Here is a 22,920-nt window from a genome sequence, read left to right as displayed (position 1 = left end):
TGGGTAATTGTCTTGTCTAAAGAGGTTGTTACAGGTTATGTCTAGGCTTTACCGACCTCAATGGAATTTAAAATGACAACAGTTCATTACACCGGTGAAGAGCGCAAGAAGCGCATTTTCGCCATCGTCGGCGCTTCCTCGGGCAATCTGGTCGAATGGTTCGACTTCTATGTCTATGCCTTCTGCGCCATCTATTTTGCCCCTGCCTTCTTTCCTTCGGACAATCCCACGGTGCAACTGGTCAACACGGCCGGGGTATTCGCTGCTGGGTTTTTGATGCGCCCCATCGGTGGCTGGTTGTTTGGCCGGGTGGCCGATAAGCACGGCCGCAAAAACTCCATGATGATCTCGGTGCTGATGATGTGTTTCGGCTCGTTGGTCATCGCTTGCGTCCCGACCTACGCCAGTATTGGCGTGTGGGCGCCGATCATCCTGCTGTTGGCGCGGCTGTTCCAGGGCCTGTCGGTGGGCGGCGAGTACGGCACCACGGCCACGTACATGAGTGAAGTCGCCCTGCGTGGGCAGCGTGGGTTTTTCGCTTCGTTTCAATACGTGACCCTGATTGGCGGGCAACTGCTGGCGGTCCTGACCGTGGTGATTTTGCAGCAGTTTCTCGACGAGCAGGAGCTGCGGGCCTGGGGCTGGCGTATCCCGTTCGTGGTAGGGGCGGTAGCGGCGGTCATCTCGCTGCTGTTGCGCCGTACCCTGGAAGAAACCAGCACCGCGGAAACCCGCGCCGACAAAGATGCCGGCAGCATCGTTGGGCTGTTTCGCAATCACTCCAAAGCTTTTATTACCGTGCTGGGCTACACCGCCGGTGGTTCGCTGATTTTCTACACCTTTACCACGTACATGCAGAAATACCTGGTGAACACCGCCGGTATGCACGCCAAGACCGCCAGCCTGATCATGACCGGCGCCTTGTTTCTGTTTATGTGCATGCAGCCGCTGTTTGGCATGCTGGCCGATAAATACGGGCGGCGTAATTCCATGCTGTGGTTCGCTGGGCTGGGCACTTTGTGCACCTTCCCGATCCTGATGCTGCTCAAGACCGTGACCAGCCCGTTCATAGCGTTTTTGTTGATCACCGTTGCCCTGGCGATCATCAGCCTTTACACCTCGATCAGTGGCTTGGTGAAGGCCGAGATGTTTCCGCCGCAGGTGCGTGCCCTCGGTGTTGGCCTGGCCTATGCGGTGGCCAATGCCGTGTTTGGTGGTTCAGCGGAATTCGTTGCCCTGAACCTGAAGGCGGGGGGCATCGAGAATGCCTTCTATTGGTATGTCACGCTGATGATGGCAATCGCGTTTCTATTTAGCTTGCGGCTGCCTAAACAGCCAGCCTACTTGCACACCGACCATTGACCGACAGGCGCGCCGCCCGCCGGCGCGCCGCCCCTGAGGAGTGTTATGCGCGAACGAGCGAACAATCAATTGTTCGATGCTTATTTCACCGGCCGCGACATGCGCGAGATTTTCTCCGACCGTGGCCGTGTGCAAGGCATGTTGGACTTCGAAGCAGCCTTGGCCCGTGCCGAAGCCCGCGTAGGGTTGATTCCACAAGCTGCGGTGGCGCCTATCGAGGCTGCCTGCAAAGCTGAGCTGTACGACTTCCAAACGCTCGGCGAGGCCATCGTCAGTGCTGGCAATTCGGCGATCCCATTGGTCAAGCTGCTTGGCAAGCAGATCGCCAGCGTCGACCGCGAGGCCGAGCGTTATGTGCACCTGGGCGCCACCAGCCAGGATGTCATGGACACCGGGTTGGTCCTGCAATTACGGGCCGCGCTGGGGCTGATCGAGCAGGACTTGGCCACCCTCGGCGATGCCCTGGCCTTACAGGCGCAACGCCATGCGCTGACGCCAATGGCAGGCCGCACCTGGCTGCAACATGCCACCCCGGTCACCTTGGGGATGAAAATCGCCGGTTGGCTGGGCGCCCTGACGCGCAGCCGCGAACGCCTGCAGCAACTTAAGCCGCGCCTGTTCAGCGTGCAATTCGGCGGCGCCTCGGGGAGCTTGGCGGCACTCGGCGAGCAGGCGTTGCCCATCGCCCAGGCGCTGGCCGAAGAGCTCGATTTGAGCCTGCCGGAGCAACCCTGGCACACCCAACGCGACCGCCTGGTGGAAACCGCTGCGGTGCTGGGCTTGATCGCCGGCAGCCTGGGCAAGCTGGGCCGCGATATCAGCCTGCTGATGCAGACCGAGGCGGCGGAAGTGTTCGAACCGTCTGCCCCGGGCAAAGGTGGCTCTTCGACCATGCCGCACAAGCGCAACCCGGTTGGCGCCGCAGTTTTGATCAGCGCCGCCACGCGCGTGCCGGGGTTGGTTGCCACCATGTTCAGCGCCATGCCCCAGGAGCATGAACGCAGCCTGGGCCTGTGGCATGCCGAGTGGGAAACCTTGCCTGAAATCTGCTGCCTGGTGGCCGGTGCACTGCAGCAGGCGGTGGCCATCGCCCAAGGCATGCAGGTCGACCCCGAACGCATGCTCGCCAACCTCGACCTGACCCGAGGCCTGGTGCTGGCCGAGGCCGTGAGTATTGTGCTGGCCCAGCGGGTGGGGCGAGACACCGCACACCACCTGATCGAGCAGTGCTGCAAGCGCGCCGTCGCCGAGCAACGCCATCTGCGCGCCGTGCTGGCGGACGAGCCGCAGGTGACCGAGCAGCTGTCTGCCGAACAGCTCGACCAGTTACTCGACCCCGCCCATTACCTCGGCCAGGCACGCCAGTGGGTCGAGCGTGCCGTGGCTGAACATCACCATTTCAAGGTTTAAAAGGAGACAGCCGTGCCCCACCTCAAACTCGCCGACGGCGAACTGCATTATCAACTGCAAGGCCCCCAGGGCGCGCCGGTGCTGGTGTTGTCCAACTCGTTGGGCACCGACCTGGGCATGTGGGACGCCCAGATACCGGCATTCACCGAGCATTTTCAAGTATTGCGCTACGACACCCGTGGCCACGGTAAATCGCTGGTTACCGAGGGGTTCTACACCATCGAACAGTTGGGGCAGGACGTGCTCGCGCTGCTCGATGGGCTGGGGCTCGAACGTGTGCATTTTTGCGGGCTGTCCATGGGCGGTTTGATCGGCCAATGGTTGGGCATCCATGCCGGGGCGCGCCTGAACAAGTTAGTGGTGTGCAATACCGCGGCCAAGATCGGCACCCAGGACGTCTGGAACCCGCGTATCGAAATGGTGCTGCGCGACGGCCCGGCAGCCATGGCGGCCCTGCGCGATGCCTCCATTGCCCGCTGGTTTACCCCAGGCTTTGCCGAGGCGCACCCGGCCCAGGCCGCGCGCATCACCGATATGCTCGCCGCCACCTCGCCGCAAGGCTACGCCGCCAACTGTGCGGCCGTGCGCGACGCCGATTTCCGCGAGCAGTTGGCGTCGGTCCAGGTGCCTGTGCTGGTGATCGCCGGCCTTGAAGATGCAGTGACCACGCCCGCGGATGCGCGATTTATCCAAGACCAAGTGGCCGGCGCGCAATACGCTGAGTTTCCCGCAGCCCACCTGTCCAACGTCGAAGTGGGCGAGCCGTTCAGCCGTCGCGTTATCGACTTTCTAACCAGCCAATAAGGACCGAGCCCGTGGACGAGAAAGAACGCTACAACCAAGGCATGCAGGTACGCCGTGCGGTCCTGGGCGAAGCCCATGTCGAGCGCAGCCTGCAAAACCTGACTGAGTTCAACTCGGAATTTCAGGAGATGATCACCCGCCATGCGTGGGGCGATATTTGGACCCGGCCGGGCCTGCCTCGGCATACCCGTAGCCTGATCACCATTGCCATGCTGATCGGTATGAACCGTAGCGAAGAACTCAAACTGCACCTGCGGGCAGCGGCAAGCAATGGCGTGACGCGCGAGGAAATCAAAGAAGTGCTGATGCAGAGCGCGATTTATTGCGGCATCCCAGCGGCCAATGCCACCTTCCATCTGGCGGAATCGGTTTGGGATGAACTCGGTGTGGAGTCGCGGCAAGCCTGATGCAGTGCACGGCCAGGGGCGCGCAGCCCCCGGCCCACGGCTTCACAGCGCGCCGAAGACCTTCTTGGCCAGGCTCGTGGCCGCTGCCGCCGGGTTGGCGCGGATAGTGGCTTCCTGTTTGGCGATCATTTCGAACAGGCCGTTGAGGGCCTGCTCGGTCACGTAACTCTCGACATTGGCGCTTTTTGCATCCACCACCCCCAGGGCCGCGGCTTTACCAGCGAAGCCATTGTATTGCTGGGCCAAGCCGACCTGGTCGGTGGCTTTTTTAACGATGGGCAAAAACTTCAAACGAATTTGTTCACGGCTGCTTTTGCTGAGGTATTGGGTGGCCGAGTCTTTGCCGCCGCTAAGAATGCCTTTGGCGTCCGTCACGGTCATCTTCTTCACCGCATCTACCAGCAAGGCTTGAGCCTGGGGCACGGCGGCTTCGGCGGCTTTGTTCATGCTTGCCTCAAGCTGATCCACCTGCGCGCCCATGCCGAACTGTTTCATTTTTTTTGCCGCTTGGCCGAGCCGGCCCGGCAGCTCGATGCGCACCTCGGGGTTGTTCTCGAACCCGCCAGGCACACCCAATTGCTTGACCGCGACTTTGGCGCCCTGGGTCAGGGCGTCTTTGAGACCAGCGCTGGCGTCACTTTGCGACAGGTCACCGAGTGACAAGGCAAATGCCTGGGTAGAGAGCAGCACGCTGGCGCACAGGCCAGCAATGAGGGTAGTGCGACGGAGCATGGTGGCATCCCTTTCTCAGATTGAATTCATGGCGCTGGATCGACCCGGACCCGAACCGGCTGGGCATCCTGGCCGTCCAACTGTACGCCATGATGCTCGGTGGTGACGAACAGCAAATGGCCTTCAGCTTCGATCCGCGCAGTGATCGCGTAACGGTGCCCGGGGGCCAGTTGCTGGCGGTTGTACTTCAAGCTGAACGGGATCGGCACTTGGCCGGTAATCGGCCCTTTGTAGTAGGCCAGGGCTACCGCCGGGGCGTCGGCCCTGGAAACGTCCTGCAACTCAACGCTCAGGCTGGCGCTGGGTGGCAGAGCAATACGCTGCAGGTAGAACACCTCGCCAGCCAGGCTGTCCGTAGGCGTCGGGACCGGCGCGGTGGTGCAGGCGGCGAGTAAGGCAAAAAACAGCGCAATCGATAGTCGTTTCATCAAGCTTCCCCTTGCTGGGCGCTGCCACTGCGATAGCGCCCCTTACCGTAAAGCTAGCGGATTTTCCCCCTCTGCGCGCTCGGAAAGGCCTTATTCGTGGCTCACTCGGCTTTTTCGCTGGGCGGTGGCGCCCCGAGGTCGAGGTCTTCGGCGGCGTCTTCGCCCCGGTGCAGCGCGACCTGGCGGATCGATAAGCGAATTTCCGCAGGCAGGACCCGCTTCGCCGCACCCTCGGCCAACTCGCCCAGTTGCGGGTGATAACTGAGTTTCCCGGCGGCGTCGCGTCGCAGTACGCCTTCGTCCAGCAGGGTCTGGATAAAATGGCGGAACAGGCTTTTGTCGAAGAATTCCGGCGCGTTCAGGCCATGCAGAATGGACAGGCGCTGGGCCATGATGGTGCACAGGTTCTCCAGCTCTTCGGCGCTTAGCGCATGCTGCCCGGCATTGAGCAGCAGGGCAATGGCCATATAGAAGCGTTGCAGGGTCTGGGCGATGGCTCGAGACAGCAGAGTGAGCAAGACAAAGTGGCGCGAGCTGGGCGCCGGGCGCAGATATTGGTCGTTCTCCACCCGCAGCAGGCCCTGGCTGACGAAAGCCTGCAGCCACTGGTCGACCACCGCGTCGAGTTCCTCCAGAGACCAGCGGATAAACAGCTCCGCCTGTAGATACGGATACAGGGCGTGGGTGAAGCGCAGGATCTGCTCGCGGCTCATGCGCGACGTGCTCTGGAAGAAGCTTGCCAGCAGCCCGGGGAGGGCGAAGATGTGCAGCACGTTGTTGCGGTAGTAGGTCATCAACACGGCATTCTGTTCATCCAGATACAAAATGCGCCCCAAGGCGTCATTTTGCTCGGAGAGCAGGTTCATACCCTTAACATGCTCGATCAGGGCTTTGCCGTCGCCATCGGGCAGGGTGGTGTGCGGGGAGTAAGGCGTGCTGCGCAGCAGGGTCAGGTATAGGTCTAGCACCCGCTCCAGCGCGCGCTGGTCGAGGGCCAGTTTACTGCTGCTGAGCAAGGCCAAGGCCACCAGGTTGACGGGGTTGACCGCCGCCGCTTCGTTCAAGTGGCGCGCCACTTTGGCACCCAGGCGATGGGTCGTTTCGTGCAACCAATCGGGTTTGTAGTGCGGTGCAAGCGCTTGCTCGCGCCAGCCGCTTTGCTGTTGGTCGAGGAATTGCGCCAGCTTGATCGGTTCGCCGAAGTTGACCGCGACTTGGCCAAAACGCTGCTTGAGCGCACCGATGACTTTGAATACATCGAAAATCGATTCTTTTTTCTTCACTGCTCCGCGCAGTTCGCCCAGGTAAGTGCGGCCTTCGAGCACCAGTTCGTAGCCGATATACACCGGTACAAAGACAATCGGCATGCGCGATGAACGTAGGTAGCTGCGCAGGGTGATGGCCAGCATGCCGGTCTTGGGCTGCAGCATGCGCCCGGTCCGTGAGCGGCCCCCTTCGACGAAGTACTCCACCGGAAAGCCCTTGGTGAACAGGGTATGCAGGTATTCGTTGAATACCGCGGTGTACAGGGGGTTGCCCTTAAATGTGCGGCGCATGAAAAACGCCCCGCCGCGCCTTAACAAGCTCCCGATGACGGGCATGTTCAGGTTGATCCCGGCGGCGATGTGCGGCGGAGTCAGGCCGTTGCGAAACAGCAGGTAGGACAGCAACAGATAATCGATATGGCTGCGGTGGCAGGGTACATAAATAATTTCGTTGCCTTGGGCGATGTCTTTGACGCCGTCGATATGGTTGACCTTGATGCCATCGTAGATCTTGTTCCAGAACCAACTCAGAATGACTTCGAGAAAACGAATGGCGGTGTAGGTGTAGTCCGAGGCGATTTCATTGCCATAGCGCAACGCTTGGGCTTCGGCTTTTTCCAGGCTGATGTTCTGCCGGTCGGCTTCTTCGGCGATGGCCTGGCGCACCTGCGGGTCGCGGACCAGGCCTTTGACCAAGTGCCGGCGATGGGAAATGTCCGGGCCGATCACGGCGGTCTTCAGGTGACGGAAGTGCACGCGCAGGATGCGTTGGGTCATGCGCACGGTGCGCTCATGGCCCTTGTGTTGGTCGACCAGCTCGCGCAGGTGAATCGGCGCCGAGAACTGCACGCGGGTCTTGCGCCCCAGAATCAAGATACTCACCAACCGCCGCAGGCGCCCGGTCACCGCCCAGCTGTCGGCGAACAGAAGTTTCCAGGGGCTCGATTCACTGGCCGGCGACTGCCCCCAGAACACACTGACCGGGATGATCTGCGCGTCTTCTTCCGGGCTGTCACTGAGGCTGCTGACCAGCCGTTTAAGTGTTGGAGGGGCGCCGCGTTTGTCTTGGCGGCCCAGCCAGTCGGGCTCGGGGGTCAGGTAAAAGAACGCCGCTGGCTCCAGCAAGTTGCCTACCGCTACGGACAATACAGGCCTGGGCAAGCCGGCCTTGACGCACTCGTGGTCGATCACCGCCAGGTCGCTAATGGAGGGCGATTGCAGCACGTAGAAAATCGGCCGGCCGCGGTCCAGGTTGAGCCCGTACGAGGACTGGTTGATCGTCTCGGAGCGCACCCACAAATAAAGCAGGCGGCGCACGGCGCTGAACACAAGGCGGCGAAAAGGCGAGCGGGTCATGGGCAGGTGCTTATGGCTACAGAATTTAGAAAAGGGCCAAGTGCTGGCCCAGGCAAGTGGCGCGGTTCAAGCCGTGCGCCAGGTAATTTCTTCCTCGCCATCGGCGCTGATGCGCACCCAGCGGTCGGCGTTTTCTTCACCTTCTTCTTCGACCCAGGTGCCCGGTGCGCAACGCACTTCCACCTGCAAGGCCTGGAAGGCGGCGCGGGCGCAGGCGATGTCATCGTCCCAGGGGGTGTCGGCGCTTTCCAGGTACAGGCTGTTCCATTTGCCGACGGCTTTGGGCAGCCAGGTGACCGGTACGTTGCCGGCCCGGCATTTCCAGGTCTGGCCTTTTTGCGTCCAGTCGCTGCACGGCCCTAGCGCGTTGCCGAGCCAGCCAGCGATGGCCTTGTGGTCGACTTCGGCGTCTTTGAGGTAGATCTCGATATCGGGTTGGCGCATTGAATAGGCTCGCTCAGTCTTGTCGCTGAAAATAATCGTACCGCATGGACACCGTCACTACGAACGGCCGTGGCTGTTCGATGACCTCGGCGCGACGGTCGGCACTGGCGCGCCAGCCATGGGGGGTCATGGCCAGTAGGTCGGCGCGGGACTGGCCGTCGATTAGCTTGAGCTTGAAGGTCAGGGTTTCGCTGTGGGTGTGGGTAAGCGCCGTAGGGACCTGCGCCAGGTGTTTGTCATCGACGTACTCGCGAACTTCATCGTAAAGTCGCTCGCGCAATTCCAGCAGGTGGTCGCGCGTGGGCCCGACCCGCATTAGGCCACCCCCCGGGGCGAGCAGGCGGGTCGCTTCGTGCCAGTCCAGCGGGCTGAACACGCTGGCGAGGAAATCGCAGCTGGCATCGGCCAGCGGTACGCGGGCCATGCTTGCCACCAGCCATTGCAGCGAAGGCGCGCGACGGCACGCACGTTTCACCGCTTCACGGGAGATGTCCAGGGCATAACCGTCGGCATTGGGTAAGGCAGCGGCCAGTTGCGCGGTGTAGTAACCCTCGCCACAACCGATGTCCAGCCAGCGCGCCGGGCGCCGCTCAGCGGCCAGTTCGGCCAGGCGTTGCGCCACAGGGGCATAGTGGCCCTGGTTGAGAAAGTCGCGCCGCGCCTCGACCATGGCTTGGTTATCGCCAGGGTCGCGGCTGTTCTTATGCTGCACGGGGAGCAGGTTCAGGTAACCCTGGCGGGCGCGGTCAAAACGATGGCCGGCCGGGCAGGCAACGCCGTTGTCGAGGGCGGCCAGGGGCGCGGAGCAGATCGGGCACGTGAGCATCAAGCGAGCAACTTGACCAGGGTCTGGTAGTAGATCTCGGTCAGCACATCCAGATCGCTGGCCAGGATACGCTCATTGACCTGGTGGATCGTTGCGTTGACCGGGCCCAGTTCGACCACCTGGGTGCCCAACGTGGCGATAAAACGCCCGTCCGAGGTGCCGCCACTGGTGGAAGCCTGGGTGTGCCGGCCGGTCACCTGCACAATGCTGGCCGCGACTGCATCGAGCAGGGCGCCGGGTTCGGTGAGAAACGGCAGCCCGGACAGCGCCCAATCGATATGCCAGTCCAGCCCATGTTGGTCGAGGATCGCAGCGACCCGCTGCTGCAAGCCTTCAACCGTGGATTCGGTGGAGAAGCGGAAGTTGAACACGGCCACCAGCTCGCCGGGGATGACATTGGTCGCGCCGGTTCCGGCATTCAGGTTGGAGACTTGGAAGCTGGTCGGCGGAAAAAACGCGTTGCCGTCATCCCAATGCTCTGCGGCCAACTGCGCCAGTGCGGCGGCGAACAGGTGGATCGGGTTTTTCGCCAAGTGCGGGTAGGCGACATGGCCTTGTACGCCGCGTACCGTCAGGGTGGCGCCCAAGGAGCCACGGCGGCCATTTTTGACCACGTCACCCACCAGGCTGGTGCTCGAGGGCTCACCGACGATGCACCAATCCAGGCGCTCGTTGCGCGCGGCCAAGCGCTCGACCACCGCTTTAGTGCCGTGGTGCGCGGGGCCTTCTTCGTCGCTGGTGATCAGAAACGCGACCGAGCCGCGATGGTTCGGGTAGTCGCCGACAAAGCGCTCGGCTGCCACCAGCATGGCCGCCAGGCTCCCTTTCATATCGGCCGCGCCACGCCCATGGAGCATGCCCTGGGCGTCGATCAGCGCTTCGAAGGGCGCAATCTGCCACGCTTGCAGAGGGCCGGTGGGGACCACATCGGTATGCCCGGCGAAGCACAGCACCGGGCCGTCGCCATGGCCGTGGGTCGCCCAGAAGTTATCGACGTCCTCGATCCGCATGGGCTCCAGCGCAAAACCTGCCTGGCCCAGGCGCTGCATCATCAGCTTCTGGCAGTCGGCGTCCAGGGGCGTGACGGAAGGGCGGCGGATCAACTCGCAGGCGAGTTCTAGGGTAGGCGAGAGCATGAAAAGGCGACTCCGAGGCTGCGCGGGCAAGGGGGTCGCTATATTAAAGCAAAACGTCGGGTGAGGCGCGTTTGCTGGCATAAGGGGCAAAGCTCAGGGCCGACGGCGTTGCGCCCGGCCCCTCGTCGCTTAATAACTTCTGATTTGCCCACTACTGGCGGATGTGCCAGGTTGACGTTATCAACCGGGGTTACTGTCGAGTGAGCGGTAACGCCACATAGAATCTTACGTCATCCAACTCGCCGGGCTCAGGGCCAGCCAATAGGTATTGGTAACCGATAAAACGCCCCAGCTTTTCTTCGGACAGCTCCATGCGGCCGTCTGCGGGAACAGGTCTTGCCAACTTACTCACCAGCTCAGCTGACATGCGATAACTTCCATCCTGATAGCTTTCCAAGTCATCGGACTCATAGGGTATTGAGCCTTCTACTTCATACAGAGGGATGGTAGTGGGTCTGTACAGCTCCCTGTAGTACTCGTCTATGGGGTAAGGAAAGTTCGTATACGGGCCATACCTAGAGTAGTCCTGTATATCGGTTTTAACCTTTTCAATGATGTCGCGTAGAACCTCGTCTGCGTGGTAGGGGGCGTCAACGAAGTACAGACACACGACAGGGTGATGGAAGAAGTCGACGTAATCGGAGATCTCGTCTTCCGCTAGCTTGAAATAATTCCCATCAGCCCGCGATGTGCCTGGATAGGGATACAAAGATCCGATGGAAGCCGGTATCCGAACCATTTTTTGTTCGCCTGGCTCTAGGCGAAGGCGCTCTCTGGGGGTCGAGTCTTGCCAATTGAACGCCTGCGCACCCGTGTTTTTGATAATCACATCGAGATCAGTGCGCAGGTTCCGGAAGCGAATGGCGCTGCCGCCCTCAACGGTGAATTCATAGGCTAGGTGGGATTTAGTCAGTGCTGTCTGGCCGACGCGATATATGTCTAGTTCCAGCTGGTCTGGCGGCTGATCAATGAGCATAAGCGAGAAAGGGTGGTGCATGATCATCAACTCCAGTGGTAAGGGCAGAGGCCTGCCGTTACAGACTAAGAGCTGCCAATTTCACGACCACTGGCTAATGTGCCAGGTTGCCGCTAAGGATCATCCCGTGCTCAGGCCATTTGCACAGCGACCGGTACAGCGGGCCCGGGTAATGAAGAAAGAAATGCCATGAGCAAAGCGGGTAGGTGGGGCGGCGACTGCGCCGGCAATATCCCGACCCCACGGCGCATGTCCGTGCTTGGGAACCCCTACACCAAGCTAACTCTTGCGGCCGCGCGCTACAGTCATCACTGCTCGGGCGGTGCTGCTACGTAAAAGTCCACATCCTTCATTCGCTCATCCCCAGGCTTGACCACTAGGTATTGAAAGCCGACGAAGTACCCCGGTGGCTCAATCCCCTTTTCAGTAAAGTGTTGCGCAGGAACGGGTGCCGCCAGGCTGCTGACCTGCTTGCCTGTCATCCTACTATGCCCCGCTAAGCTTGGGCCTGAGAAGACAAGATTGCCGCGCTCGACATTGGTAGCGATGTTTTCGTAAAAGCGCATTAGATATTCAGCGGGGGAATAATGTAGCGCGAAAAATTCTGCTTTATCGACAGGCAGCGTCTTGAGGATGCAACTCGGTTCTTTGTGGGGCTCATAGTCCACATTCACCGCCTTTAAGATCTGCCGCAAATGTGTCTCTATCGTGGCGTTGTAAGGTACGGCCTCACTGCGAGTTCCCACATAGAACAAACAAATCACCGAGCGATCGAATATCTCGACTTCCTTGGTCTCGAAATAGCTAGCGCGCGCCCCGCGTGTTTCAGGGTAGGGGTAGAGGGCATAGTCTCCCGCTGCGATATTCACCTGCTTGCGTTGACCGGGCTTCAGGTGAAGGCGTATGCGGGGCTGGCTGTCTTCCCAAACAAAAGGCTGGGTGCCGGTATTTTCAATAATAACCTGTGCGCCGCTGGGCAGATCGCCGAAACGAATGGCATGCCCCTCATCAACATTGAAGTTATAGGCTATGAATTGTTCAGTGAGCTCGGTAGGGCTTTGGTCGTAGACATCTACCGTAAGGCTTTCAGGCGAGTGGTTGGTCAGTTTTATCGAGAACGAATAGTTCATGGTCAGAGGCTCCAGGTGGAAGGGCAGTGGCCTGCACTTCCAGCTTATAAGCGCCAAATCTTTCAACAACTGGCGGATGTGCCAGGTCTGCCTTGGGGCGCTCAAGACGGTTGCGCTTTTACCTGCATAACAGGGCTGGGGTGATCCTTCAGCGGTGCCTAAGTTATTACTGCGGGGGCGGTGCTGCTACGTAAAACTGCACATCCTCCATCGCCTCATTTCCAGGCTTGACCACTAGGTATTGAAAGCCGACAAACTCCCCCAGTGGCTCATCTTGTAATTGTTCAATAGGAATGGGCGCCGCCAGTTCGCTGACCTGCTTAGCTGTCATCTCGACATGTCCCGCATGGGTTGAAAATGCCCTGAGAAGCTTACCCTGCTCTGCATTGAAAGCCATATCTCGGTATGTGCGCATTGGATACATAGCGGGGACATAATAGAAATCAAAAAATTCGGCTTTATTGATAGGCAGATCTTTGACGATGAAATACAGCTTTTTGTGCTCATCAGTGTCGTAACGCACCTCGTCCAAGATGTCCCACACAATTCGTTCTATATTACCGTTATAAGGTAGGGGCTCGGTGCGCGTCCCCGTAAAAAACAAACAAATTACCGAGCGGTTGAACATCTCCCCTTCCTTCGTCTCAAAATAGTTAATGCGCCCGTTGCTTTTTTCAGAGTAGGGGTAGAGGGGGCCTGTTCTTGCCGGGATGCTTACTTGCTTACGTTGACCGGACTGAAGATGAAGGCGTATCTCGGACACGTCGTCTTTCCAGATAAAGGGCGCGGTGCCGGTATTTTCTATAATGATGTTAGCGTCGCTGCGCAGGGGGGTGACACGAATGCTACGCCCCTCTTCAGCGTTGAAGTCATAGGCTTTGAATCGTTCCGTGAGCTCGGTACGGGGTTGGCCGGTGATCTCTATGGAGAGGTTTTCAGGCGAATCTTTGGTCAGTTTGATCGAGAACGAATAGTTCATGGTTAAGGGCTCCAGGTGGAAGGGCTGTGGTCTGCACTTCCAGCTTAAAAGCGCCAGATCTTTCGACAACTGGCTGATCTATCAGGTTTGCCTTGGAGCCCTCAGACCGTTCGTAATTTTACTTGCTGCACAAGCTGTTTGCTGATCTTCCAAGTGATGCCTGGGTTATCACTGCGGGGGCGGTGCTGCTACGTAAAATTCGACATCCTCCAGCGGGCGACCCCCCGGCTTTAGCACTAGGTATTGAAAGCCGACAAAGTGCCCCGGTGGCTCAATTCCGTTGTCAATAAAGTGTTGCGCAGGTAGGGGCGCCGCCAGGCCACTGACCTGCTCATTTGTCATCTTGAAATTTTCCCCATCGCTCTGGCGTGAGTAGGTCAGCTTGTCCCACTCGACATTTCTCCCCATGGATGGGTATCTGCGGATGGGATAGTGAGCGGGGGCATAATGTAAAGCAAAAAATTCTGCTTTATTGATGGGCAATTCTTTGACGATGGAATCCGGCTGTTTGTAATCCTTATGGTCGCGGCGCGCCACGTCCAAAATGTGCTTCTTGAGTTTTTCTATCGTGTTGTCCTCCGCTACGCTGCCCCTGCGAGTCCCCGCAAAGAACAAACAAATGACCGTGTGCTCGAACATCTCGACTTCCTTCGCCTCGAAATAGTCAGCGCGCTCCTTACGGGCTTCAGAGTAGGGGTAGAGGGCTCCTGTTGTCGCCGCGATACTCACCTGCTTACGTTGACCAGGCTTCAGGTGCAGGCGTATGCGGGGCTGGTTGTCTTCCCAGACAAAGGCCTCGGCACCGGTATTTTCAATAATGATGTGAGCGGCGCTGCGCAGGTCGTCGAAACGAATGGCATGCCCCTGGCTAACGTCGAAGTTATAGGGTTTGAATCGTTCAGTGAGCTCTTGAGGGCTTAGGTCGGCGATCCTTATTGCGAGATTATCAGGCGAATCGCTGGTCAGTTTGATCGAGAACGAATAACTCATGGTCAAGGGCTCCAAGGGGAAGGGCAGCGGCCTGCCCTTCCAGCTTAAGAGCGCTAAATCTTTCGCCAACTGGCTGATGTGTTAGGTCGGTGCCTGGGTTATCACTGCTCGGGCGGTGCTGCCACGTAAAATTGCGCAACCTTCGGCGAGATAGAGTCAGACCCTACCACCAGGTATTGATAGCCGACGAAGTACCCCGGCGGTTCAATTCGATTGTCTATATAGTATTGTGCAGGAATGGGTATCGTCAGGCCCTTGACCTGCTCATCTGTCATCTTCCGATTATCCTCATAGGTTGAATCTTTGGGGATGAGCTCGCTCCGTTCGACATTTTCAGGCATTCCATAGTATGTCCACATTGGATATTTAGCCGGGGCATAATGTCGATCAAAGAATTCGGCTTTGCTCAATGGCAAACCTTTGGCGATGAAAGGCAGCCTTTCGTCGTGTTCAAAGTAGGGACGCCCGCGATATTCGATGTCCAACTTAATTTTCAACAGCCGGCTCTCATAATCTACGGGCTCGCTGCGTCTCCCCGCAAAGAACAAACAAATCACCGGGCGCTCGAACATCCCGGCTTGCTTTGTCTTGAAATAGTCGCAGTCCCCCTTGTGTTTTTGAGGGTACGGGTAGAGGGCGTTGGTTCCTGCCGGGATACGCACCTGCAGACGTTGACCGCGCTGCAGGTTAAGGCGTATGCGGGGCTGGCTGTCCTCCAAAATAAAGGACTGGGTGCTGGTATTTTCAATAATGATGTTAGCGTCGCCACCCGGGTATCTGAAATGAATGGCATGCCCCTCTTCAACGTTGAAGGGATAGGCTTTGAATCGCTCAGTCAGCTCAGTGCCGCCTTGGCCGCGGATCTCTACGGCGAAGTTATCAGGCGAATCGCTGTCCAGTTCGATCGAGAACGAATAGCTCATGGTTAAAGGCTCCAAGTGGAAGGGCAGTGGCCTGCACTTCCAGCTTAAGAGCGGCAGATCTTTCAACAACTGGCTAATGTGTCAGGTCGGGGCCTGGGGTGCTTAGGCCTGTTGCACTTCGACTACCTGCACCACGGGCCTGGGCAGCGAAGAAAGGAACGCCATGATCAACGCAGCCAGGTAAGGCAACGACTGCACCAGCAGCATCCCGACCCAGAAGCGCATGTCCGAGCTGGGTAGACCCTGCACCAGGCAAATCCCCGCCGCCGCGCCCCACAGTAGCAACATGATGAATAGTTCTTCCCGCGCTTCTGACAGGGCCACTAACAGCCCATGGCTGTTGGCGTTTTTCGGTGTGCGAAAAAACGGCATGCTGCGGGTGAAGAAGCCATACAACACTGCTTTGGCAATGGTGTGTGACAGCGCCAAGCCCGCTAGGGCAGCGGCAAAGGCGTCTTTGAGGTTGACCCCCACGGCGCGGCGATACAGGAAGATGATCTTGCCGACCTTGAAGAAAAACAACGCCAGGGGCGGAATCGCGAAAATCAACAGCGGCGGGTCGACCCGTTGCGGCACGATGATCATCGCCGCAGACCACAGCAAGGCACCCACGGTAAAGAAGATGTTCATGCCATCGGCCACCCATGGCAGCCAACCGGCGAGGAAGTGATAGCGCTGGCCACGGGTCAGCTCGGTGTCTTTACCGCGCAACAGGCTGGCAGTGTGGCGCTTGATGATCTGAATGGCGCCGTAGGCCCAGCGAAAACGCTGCTTTTTGAAGTCGATAAAGGTGTCGGGCATCAGGCCCTTGCCATAGCTGTTGTGGTGGTACGCCGCGCTCAGGCCTTTTTCGAATACGCGCAGGCCCAGTTCGGCGTCCTCGCAAATGCACCAGTCTGCCCAACCCAGTTCGTCGAGTACCGAACGCCGGGTCATGGTCATGGTGCCGTGTTGGATGATCGCGTCGCGGTCGTTGCGGGTCACCATGCCAATGTGGAAAAAGCCTTTGTACTCTGAATAGCAGAGTTTTTTGAACGCGCTTTCATTCTGGTCGCGGTAGTCCTGGGGCGACTGCACCACCGCAATTTTCGGGTCGGCGAAGTGCGGCACCATGTGCTTGAGCCAGTTGCGGTCGACGCAGTAGTCCGAGTCGATCACCGCGATCACTTCGGCATCGGCCGCAGTGTGGGGCAGCAGGTAATTCAGGGCGCCGCCCTTGAAGCCGGCCAGGGGCGCGACGTGGAAGAACTTGAAGCGCGGGCCCAAGGTCTCGCAATGGGCTTTGACCGGTTCCCACACCGCCGGGTCTTTGGTGTTGTTGTCGATCAGCAGCACTTCGAAGTCGGGGTAGTCGAGGTTGGCCAGGGCGTTGAGGGTCTGTTTGACCATCTCCGGTGGCTCGTTGTAACAGGGCACGTGGATCGATACCTTGGGGCGGTAGCCGTGGTCCGTGTCCACGGGCAGGAATTCGCGCCGACGCTTTTGCGTCCACACGGCCTCTGCCAGCTCGTGGGCTTCGGTCAGCAGCACGATAAACACCCCCAGCGCGCCCAGCCCCAGCAAGAAGCCAACGGTCAGGCTGAACCAGGTGCTGTATTGCTGGCTGTAGTCGTAGCCGATCCACACCAGCACTGACCCACAAAGAAAGGCAATAAAGGTCAAAAAGGTCCGCCCGCGCTGGTGCAGGGCCGAGCCATCGATCAGCAACATGGCCAGCGAAAGCATGGCCAACACCACCGAACCCACGGCCAATGCGCGCCATTGCGGAATGGCGACCACCGGGCCGTCAAAGTTGAATTTCTGCTGCCGGGCGGCGTTGAACACGCCCCAGTAGGCGCCTACCGAGCCTTCGTCGCTGGCTTTCCAGGGCTGGTCGTAGGCTTCGATCACGAAGTAGTTGTAGCCCTGGCGGTTAAGCCGGTTGACCAAGGTGCGCAGGTAAATGGCCTGGTCGGCCTGGGTCGCATCGGCACCGCCGCGCATCCGCCCATTGCTCGGCCAGCCAACCTCGGACAGCAGCAGCTGCTTTTTCGGGAACAAGCGCTTGAGTTCACGGGCACGGTCGAGCACGAACTGCTCGGCATCATCGCGTTTAATGAACTCCCAATAAGGCAGGATGTGGGCGGCAATCAGGTCGACGTGCTTGGCCAGCTCTGGGTTGTGCTCCCAGATGTGCCACTGCTCGGAAGTGGTCACCGGCACTTTCACCGCTGCGCGCACGCGGTCCAGGTAGGCGCCTAGGTCTTTGACGGTGACCTCTTTACGGAACAGCGCTTCGTTGCCCACCACGACCCGCACCACACTGCGGCTGGAGTTAGCCAGTTCAATGCCCTTGGCGATCTCGCGTTCATTGCGCTCAAGGTCGGGGCTGATCCAGATGCCCAACGTCACCCGCAGGCCAAACTCTTCCGCCAGTTTGGGAATGTTGGCCTGGCTGCCGTCCACCGAGTAGATGCGGATGTTATCCGTGAGCTTGCTCATCTGCTCCAGGTCTTGGCGCATCTCTTCATCGGACGGGTATTGGTCACGTTGAGGGTTTTGCCCCAGCCGGAACGGCGAGTAGGAAAAGCCGGAAATCTGTTCAGGCCAGTTCGGTGCACTCACCGGGCGGTTGATCAGCGCCCAAAAGCCAGTGAACAGCGCCGTGATGGCGAGGACGATTACAAGGTTGATACCAAATTTGCGCGATGACATAGAGAGTTCAATTCCTAAGTAGGGCGCATCGTACATCGTTGTACGAAATTATAGGTATAGCTTGTAAGGCGTTTCGCTGAATGACTTAATCCCATTCACTTATCGGCGGTAGGTGCCCTGCGGCTCGCAGCGCCCTATAATGCGCGCCGGTTTTTGAGGTCCAGAGCATGAGCACAGAAGATCCCCGTTTTGCCGGTATCGCCCGTTTGTATGGTGTAGAGGGGCTACAGCGGCTGCGCGCTGCGCATGTGGCTATCGTCGGCGTAGGCGGGGTGGGGTCGTGGGCGGCGGAGGCGATCGCACGCTGTGGTGTGGGTGAAATTTCCCTGTTCGACCTCGACGATGTTTGCGTCAGTAATGCCAACCGGCAGTTGCACGCACTGGACTCCACCGTAGGGCGGCCCAAGGTCGAGGTGATGGCCGAGCGCCTGCGCGGGATCAACCCCGATGGCGTGGTGCACGCGGTGGCCGATTTCGTCACCCGCGAGACCATGGCTGACTACATCACACCCAATATCGATTGCGTGATTGACTGTATCGACAGCGTCAACGCCAAAGCGGCGCTGATCGCCTGGTGCAAGCGGCGCAAGATCCAAATCATCACCACGGGCGGTGCTGGCGGGCAGATCGACCCGACGTTGATTCAGGTCTGTGACCTGAACCGCACCTTCAACGACCCACTGGCTTCAAAGGTGCGCTCGACCCTGCGCCGCGACTATGGGTTTTCCCGCACGGTAACCCGGCACTACAGCGTGCCCTGTGTGTTTTCCACCGAGCAGCTGCGCTACCCCAAGCCCGATGGCAGCATTTGTTTGCAAAAAAGCTTCGTGGGCGATGGCGTCAAGCTTGACTGCGCCGGCGGGTTTGGCGCGGTGATGATGGTGACGGCGACCTTTGGCATGGTGGCCGCCACCAAGGCGGTGGACAAAGTGGTCGCCGGCGTTCGCCGCCCGGCTGATCGAGTTTAGCTCTGGGGCACGGTCAGGCTGGCCATGCGCTGCAATACCGCATTCAGGCCGTTGCTGCGAGACGGCGACAATTGCCGCGCCAACCCCAACTGCGCGAACCAGCCTGGCAGGTCCAGGCTGCTCATTTCGCTGGGTGACAGCCCTTGTACGCGCACCAGCAACAGGGCTAGCAAACCACGGATCAGGCGAGCATCGCTGGCCGCTTTGAAATGCCAATGCGGGGCCCGCCAATCAGCCACCAGCCAAACGTTGCTTTCACAGCCCGTCACGCGATTGGCTTCGGTTTTTTCAGCGGCGCTCAGTGGCTGCAAGCGCTCACCCCATTGCATCAACAGGCGTGCGCGCTGCTCCCAGCTCGCAGCCTGTTGAAATTCGTCCAATGCGGCCTCGGCTTGGTCATTCATCGCAACAGTTCCAAGGCTTTGTCCAGGGCCGTAAAGAAACGCTGCAGGTCATCGGAGTCGTTGTAAAACCCCAGCGAAACACGGATGGCCCCGCCCAGCCCAAGGGTTTTCAGCAGGGGCATTGCGCAATGATGGCCGGCGCGCACGGCGATCCCTTGTTCGGTCAGCAGGTGGGCCAGGTCGGCGTTGTGCACGTTGTCCACGACAAAGCTGGCCAGGGCCAGCTGTGGCGTGCCCAGCAGGCGGATGCCGTCCCGATCATGCAGGCCGCGCAGCAAGCGCGCATGCAAAGCAGCTTCGTGGGCCTCGATGGCCAGGTGATCGAGGCCGCCCAGGTATTCCAGGGTCGCACCGAGGCCGATCACCCCGGCGATGGCCGGTGTGCCCGCCTCGAAACCCAGCGGCGCGGGTTGGAACGAGGCGCTGTGGTAGTCCGCGTCATGCACCATTTCGCCACCGAATTGCCAGTGGCGCAGCCGGCCCAAGGCCTCGCTGCGGCCATAGAGCACGCCAACGCCGTCGGGGCCGTAGAGTTTATGGCTGGAGAACACGTAAAAATCGCAACCCAGCGCCTGCACATCGTGACGCCCGTGGACCACGCCCTGGGCACCGTCGACCACGCTCAGAGCGCCCTGGGCGCGGGCCATGGCCAGCAGTGCGGGCAAGGGCTGCCAGCGGCCAATCACATTGGACAACTGGCTCACGGCCAATAGCCGAGTGCGTGGCCCGATCAGGTTCGCGGCGGCGGCAAGGTCGATGCTGCCATCTGCGTCCAAGGGCAGGACCACCAGCTTGAGGCCCTGGCGCTGGGCCAGTTGCTGCCATGGCAAAAGGTTGGCGTGGTGCTCCAGGGCGCTGATGACGATTTCATCCCCCGCGGCAAAGGTATGGGCCAAACCGTACGCGAGCAGGTTGAAAGCGCTGGTCGCACCGTGGGTGAAGATAATTTGGCTGGGGCTGGCGGCGTTCAGCCAGTGGGCGACTTTCTCGCGGCTGCTTTCGAACGCCTGGGTGGCCAGCGCGCCGGGTAGGTGCTGCGCACGGTGCACATTGGCGGCGCCGTGCTGGTAATAATGGCACCAGGCATCGAGCATCGCCTGGGGTTTCTGCGCCGTGGCGGCGCTGTCGAGGTAGGTTTGCTGTTGCCCTTGCAGGGCGGCGATAGCCGGAAAATCACTACGCCAAGGGGAAGGTTGAAACATGGCGGTCGGCTCTGGCGTCCAGGCCCACGGCAAGTGGGCCTGGGGGTGCCACTCAGTTGTGGGCGTGCAGGGCTTCGTTCAGCTCGATGGCCGACTTGTGGGTTTTGCATTCCACAGCGCCGGTTTCCGAGTTGCGCCGGAATAACAGGTCGGGCTGGCCGGCCAGGTCGCGCGCCTTGACCACTTTCACCAACTGGTTCTGCTCGTCGAGCAAGGCCACCTTGGTGCCTGCCGTCACGTACAGCCCCGATTCCACCGTGTTACGGTCGCCCAGGGGGATACCGATGCCGGCGTTGGCGCCAATCAGGCAACCTTCGCCCACTTTGATCACGATATTGCCACCACCGGAGAGGGTGCCCATGGTCGAGCAACCGCCACCTAAGTCCGAGCCTTTGCCCACGAACACCCCAGCCGAGACGCGGCCTTCGATCATGCCGGGGCCTTCGGTGCCCGCGTTAAAGTTGACGAACCCTTCGTGCATGATGGTCGTGCCTTCGCCAATGTAAGCGCCCAGGCGGACCCGGGCGCTGTCGGCGATGCGTACGCCGGTAGGCACGACGTAGTCGGTCATCTTGGGGAATTTATCCACCGAGAAGACTTCCAGCAGCTCACCTTTGAGGCGAGCTTCCAGTTGCAGGCCGGCCAGTTCGTTCAAATCAACGGCGCCCTGGCTGGTCCAGGCCACGTTGGGCAGCAGCGGGAAAATCCCGGCCAGGCTCAGGCCGTGGGGCTTGGCCAAACGATGGGAGAGCAGGTGCAGTTTCAGGTAGGCCTCTGGGGTCGAGGTCAGGGCGGTGTCTTCAGCCAGCAGAGTGGCAACCAACGGCTTGTGGCTTTCTGCCAGGCGGGTCAGCAGCGCACCTTGAGCGGCGTCCAGCGGTTTTACCGCGTCGGCCAATTGTGAAGCTTGTGCGGTATTGAACGCAATTGCCTGGTTGCCACCGCTGTAGCCCAGGATCGGTGCCACGGCGGCCAGTAACTCGGCCGACGGGTTAATCAGGGGCAGGGCGTAGAAAACTTCCAGCCAGACGCCTTCGCGGTTTTGCGTGCCGACACCGAAGGCCAGGCTGAACAGGGTAGTGGACATGGGCTTACCTCTTGAAAATGTTGCGGGCCGTAATGCCAGTGCTTACTGGAGGGCCGCGGCGTAGATGTCAGGCACGAAGCCTACGAGCGTTTTGCTGCCGAGATCGAGCACAGGGCGTTTGATCATCGACGGTTGCGCGACCATCAACTCGATGGCGCGCGCCTGGTCGAGGTCGGCTTTCTGTTCGTCCGAGAGCTTACGGAAGGTCGTGCCGGCGCGGTTGAGCACGGTTTGCCAGCCGTGTTCATCGCACCAGCGGGCCAGTAGCTGGGGGTCGATGCCCGAAGCCTTGTAGTCGTGAAAGCGGTACTCGACACCGTTCTGGTCCAGCCAGGTACGGGCTTTCTTCATGGTGTCGCACGCTTTGATGCCGTAGAGGGTGTAAGTCATCGATTGCCCTGGGGCGCCAAACCGGCCCCGTTCTCTCCCAAATATCAATCGACGAATTATGCGACATCGAATGTTTCAACGCCATGTCTGTGTGGTGACAGCCATGGCGCGAGCTTAAATTTAGTCTTGCAAACAAGGGCTCCTTACTGAGTGGCCGGGTAGGCCAGGCGGGCCCTGGCGATGTCTCCGGGGCCGATGCATTTATTCGGCGGCTGTTCCCAGCCGTTGTGGGTTACGAAGCCAGGGATCGCCAAGTGCATGATGGAGGTCGGGTCATACGGCATGGGCAGAATCTCGCCATAGGGCAGTTTGTCGAACAGATAGGCGTTCGAACTCGCCGGGCCCCATCCGCTTTTAGCGAAGGCCTCCAGGGCCTTGTCGACGTCCCATGGCACATCTGCATCGGGGTGCAAGTGCTCCAAGCGCAACCCGAGCAGATGGCCGAAGGTGTGCAGAACATGGGCTTCGAAGTCGGGGTGCTCTGGCGGGACCAGGTCCAGGCTCATGCAGTAGCCGCCTAGCCGTGAGTCCGTGCCGATCGCTATTGAGGAACATCTCGTGGAGGCAAAACTCACTTTAAATAGCAGGCACCAACTGGGGCTGTGGTAGTCCAGCTGCGCCAGCTCGGCGGGCGCTAGCCCGGATTCCTCGGCCATCTCCTGGGCGTCCAGGCGTGCTTGCTGCTGCGCTTCGTCTAATGCGTTGAACAGCTCGAACTTTAGGTTGGCGTAGCTCAGCCAGCCGCTGCCTGCGCTGAAGATGGCCTGGGCCTGTTCAAGGGGGAGCGGCGTACCGTTTGCGCGTACGAATCGGAAACTGAGGGTGCGCCCTGGCTTCCAGAATTTAGTGTGCAGCCCATCGCCTGGGCTGATCGAGCGGTCATTGGCGGGGTTTTCGGCTATCGCGATGGCGCAAGCGCGTTGCCCATAGTCAGGCTCATCATCCTGGCTCTGCGGGACGCAATGAAAAAAGAAGTCGTTCATGGCTAACTCCGTTGACTCATGAAT

22 protein-coding genes are annotated in these 22,920 nt (G+C 59.8%); 5 read left to right on the top strand and 17 right to left on the bottom strand.

The window, feature by feature from the left end:
- Positions 1–72: 72 nt before the first annotated feature.
- Genes QCL65_RS20425 through pcaC form a run of 4 tightly spaced genes read left to right on the top strand, consistent with a single transcriptional unit; the run spans position 73 to position 3,983 of the window.
- Positions 73–1,362, top strand: coding sequence for an MFS family transporter (locus tag QCL65_RS20425; protein WP_407311980.1), 1,290 nt, complete (start codon positions 73–75; stop codon positions 1,360–1,362).
- 45 nt (positions 1,363–1,407) lie between these two features.
- The gene (locus QCL65_RS20420; protein WP_407311977.1) at positions 1,408–2,772 is read left to right on the top strand and encodes a 3-carboxy-cis,cis-muconate cycloisomerase; all 1,365 of its coding nucleotides are present in this window, start codon (positions 1,408–1,410) and stop codon (positions 2,770–2,772) included.
- 12 nt (positions 2,773–2,784) lie between these two features.
- Positions 2,785–3,576 carry a 3-oxoadipate enol-lactonase gene (pcaD, locus tag QCL65_RS20415; RefSeq protein WP_407311975.1) on the top strand — a complete coding sequence of 264 codons (792 nt, stop codon included), beginning with the start codon at positions 2,785–2,787 and terminating at the stop codon, positions 3,574–3,576.
- A gap of 11 nt (positions 3,577–3,587) precedes the next feature.
- Positions 3,588–3,983 carry a 4-carboxymuconolactone decarboxylase gene (gene pcaC / locus QCL65_RS20410; RefSeq protein WP_407311973.1) on the top strand — a complete coding sequence of 132 codons (396 nt, stop codon included), beginning with the start codon at positions 3,588–3,590 and terminating at the stop codon, positions 3,981–3,983.
- A gap of 42 nt (positions 3,984–4,025) precedes the next feature.
- On the opposite strand, the gene QCL65_RS20405 is transcribed toward pcaC, so the two are convergent.
- From QCL65_RS20405 to QCL65_RS20350, 12 genes are all read right to left on the bottom strand, one after another.
- On the bottom strand, positions 4,026–4,715 hold the full coding sequence (locus tag QCL65_RS20405; RefSeq protein ID WP_407311971.1) for a DUF4197 domain-containing protein: 690 nt from the start codon (positions 4,713–4,715) through the stop codon (positions 4,026–4,028).
- A 26-nt stretch (positions 4,716–4,741) separates the two neighbouring features.
- Positions 4,742–5,143 (bottom strand): YbaY family lipoprotein, encoded by a 402-nt coding sequence (locus QCL65_RS20400; RefSeq protein WP_407311969.1) that lies wholly within the window; start codon positions 5,141–5,143, stop codon positions 4,742–4,744.
- Between the two features lie 101 nt (positions 5,144–5,244).
- Positions 5,245–7,764, bottom strand: a complete 2,520-nt coding sequence (plsB, locus tag QCL65_RS20395; protein ID WP_407311967.1) for a glycerol-3-phosphate 1-O-acyltransferase PlsB — start codon at positions 7,762–7,764, stop codon at positions 5,245–5,247.
- Positions 7,765–7,830: 66 nt separating this feature from the next.
- Positions 7,831–8,208: a hypothetical protein gene (locus tag QCL65_RS20390; protein WP_407311965.1), complete on the bottom strand. Its 378-nt coding sequence runs from the start codon at positions 8,206–8,208 to the stop codon at positions 7,831–7,833.
- Between the two features lie 13 nt (positions 8,209–8,221).
- The gene (locus QCL65_RS20385) at positions 8,222–9,034 is read right to left on the bottom strand and encodes a putative RNA methyltransferase (RefSeq protein WP_407311963.1); all 813 of its coding nucleotides are present in this window, start codon (positions 9,032–9,034) and stop codon (positions 8,222–8,224) included.
- Positions 9,034–10,170 carry a succinyl-diaminopimelate desuccinylase gene (gene dapE / locus QCL65_RS20380; protein WP_407311961.1) on the bottom strand — a complete coding sequence of 379 codons (1,137 nt, stop codon included), beginning with the start codon at positions 10,168–10,170 and terminating at the stop codon, positions 9,034–9,036. Before dapE ends, QCL65_RS20385 begins: the two co-directional genes overlap by 1 nt.
- A 190-nt stretch (positions 10,171–10,360) precedes the next feature.
- Entirely contained in the window at positions 10,361–11,167 is an 807-nt protein-coding gene (locus QCL65_RS20375; protein ID WP_407311959.1) for a hypothetical protein, read from the bottom strand.
- 287 nt (positions 11,168–11,454) lie between these two features.
- A complete protein-coding gene (locus QCL65_RS20370; RefSeq protein ID WP_407311957.1) occupies positions 11,455–12,276 on the bottom strand; it encodes a hypothetical protein in 822 nt (273 codons plus the stop codon).
- Between the two features lie 166 nt (positions 12,277–12,442).
- Complete coding sequence (locus QCL65_RS20365; protein ID WP_407311955.1) at positions 12,443–13,255, bottom strand: hypothetical protein; 813 nt, start codon at positions 13,253–13,255, stop codon at positions 12,443–12,445.
- Between the two features lie 168 nt (positions 13,256–13,423).
- Positions 13,424–14,245 (bottom strand): hypothetical protein, encoded by an 822-nt coding sequence (locus QCL65_RS20360; RefSeq protein ID WP_407311953.1) that lies wholly within the window; start codon positions 14,243–14,245, stop codon positions 13,424–13,426.
- Positions 14,246–14,346: 101 nt separating this feature from the next.
- Positions 14,347–15,168: a hypothetical protein gene (locus tag QCL65_RS20355; RefSeq protein ID WP_407311951.1), complete on the bottom strand. Its 822-nt coding sequence runs from the start codon at positions 15,166–15,168 to the stop codon at positions 14,347–14,349.
- Between the two features lie 102 nt (positions 15,169–15,270).
- A complete protein-coding gene (locus QCL65_RS20350; protein ID WP_407311949.1) occupies positions 15,271–17,862 on the bottom strand; it encodes a glycosyltransferase in 2,592 nt (863 codons plus the stop codon).
- Positions 17,863–18,029: 167 nt separating this feature from the next.
- Between QCL65_RS20350 and tcdA the strand changes: the two genes are divergently transcribed.
- On the top strand, positions 18,030–18,830 hold the full coding sequence (gene tcdA, locus QCL65_RS20345) for a tRNA cyclic N6-threonylcarbamoyladenosine(37) synthase TcdA (protein ID WP_407311947.1): 801 nt from the start codon (positions 18,030–18,032) through the stop codon (positions 18,828–18,830).
- Here the strand turns inward: tcdA and QCL65_RS20340 are convergent.
- The 5 genes from QCL65_RS20340 to QCL65_RS20320 all read right to left on the bottom strand — a co-directional run bounded on the left by QCL65_RS20340 (position 18,827) and on the right by QCL65_RS20320 (position 22,896).
- Entirely contained in the window at positions 18,827–19,234 is a 408-nt protein-coding gene (locus tag QCL65_RS20340; RefSeq protein ID WP_407311945.1) for a SufE family protein, read from the bottom strand. The genes tcdA and QCL65_RS20340 overlap by 4 nt on opposite strands.
- A complete protein-coding gene (locus QCL65_RS20335) occupies positions 19,231–20,436 on the bottom strand; it encodes an aminotransferase class V-fold PLP-dependent enzyme (protein ID WP_407311943.1) in 1,206 nt (401 codons plus the stop codon). The genes QCL65_RS20340 and QCL65_RS20335 overlap by 4 nt, the downstream gene beginning before the upstream one ends.
- 52 nt (positions 20,437–20,488) lie before the next feature.
- Complete coding sequence (gene dapD / locus QCL65_RS20330) at positions 20,489–21,523, bottom strand: 2,3,4,5-tetrahydropyridine-2,6-dicarboxylate N-succinyltransferase (protein ID WP_407311941.1); 1,035 nt, start codon at positions 21,521–21,523, stop codon at positions 20,489–20,491.
- Positions 21,524–21,565: 42 nt separating this feature from the next.
- The gene (locus tag QCL65_RS20325; RefSeq protein ID WP_407311939.1) at positions 21,566–21,913 is read right to left on the bottom strand and encodes an ArsC family reductase; all 348 of its coding nucleotides are present in this window, start codon (positions 21,911–21,913) and stop codon (positions 21,566–21,568) included.
- A 143-nt stretch (positions 21,914–22,056) separates the two neighbouring features.
- Complete coding sequence (locus tag QCL65_RS20320) at positions 22,057–22,896, bottom strand: hypothetical protein (protein WP_407311937.1); 840 nt, start codon at positions 22,894–22,896, stop codon at positions 22,057–22,059.
- Positions 22,897–22,920 lie beyond the last annotated feature (24 nt).

It is taken from the genome of Pseudomonas sp. nanlin1 (genome assembly GCF_045571515.1).
In the GTDB taxonomy this organism is placed as follows: Bacteria; Pseudomonadota; Gammaproteobacteria; order Pseudomonadales; family Pseudomonadaceae; genus Aquipseudomonas.
This window is presented reverse-complemented; position numbering and strand designations above follow the sequence as displayed.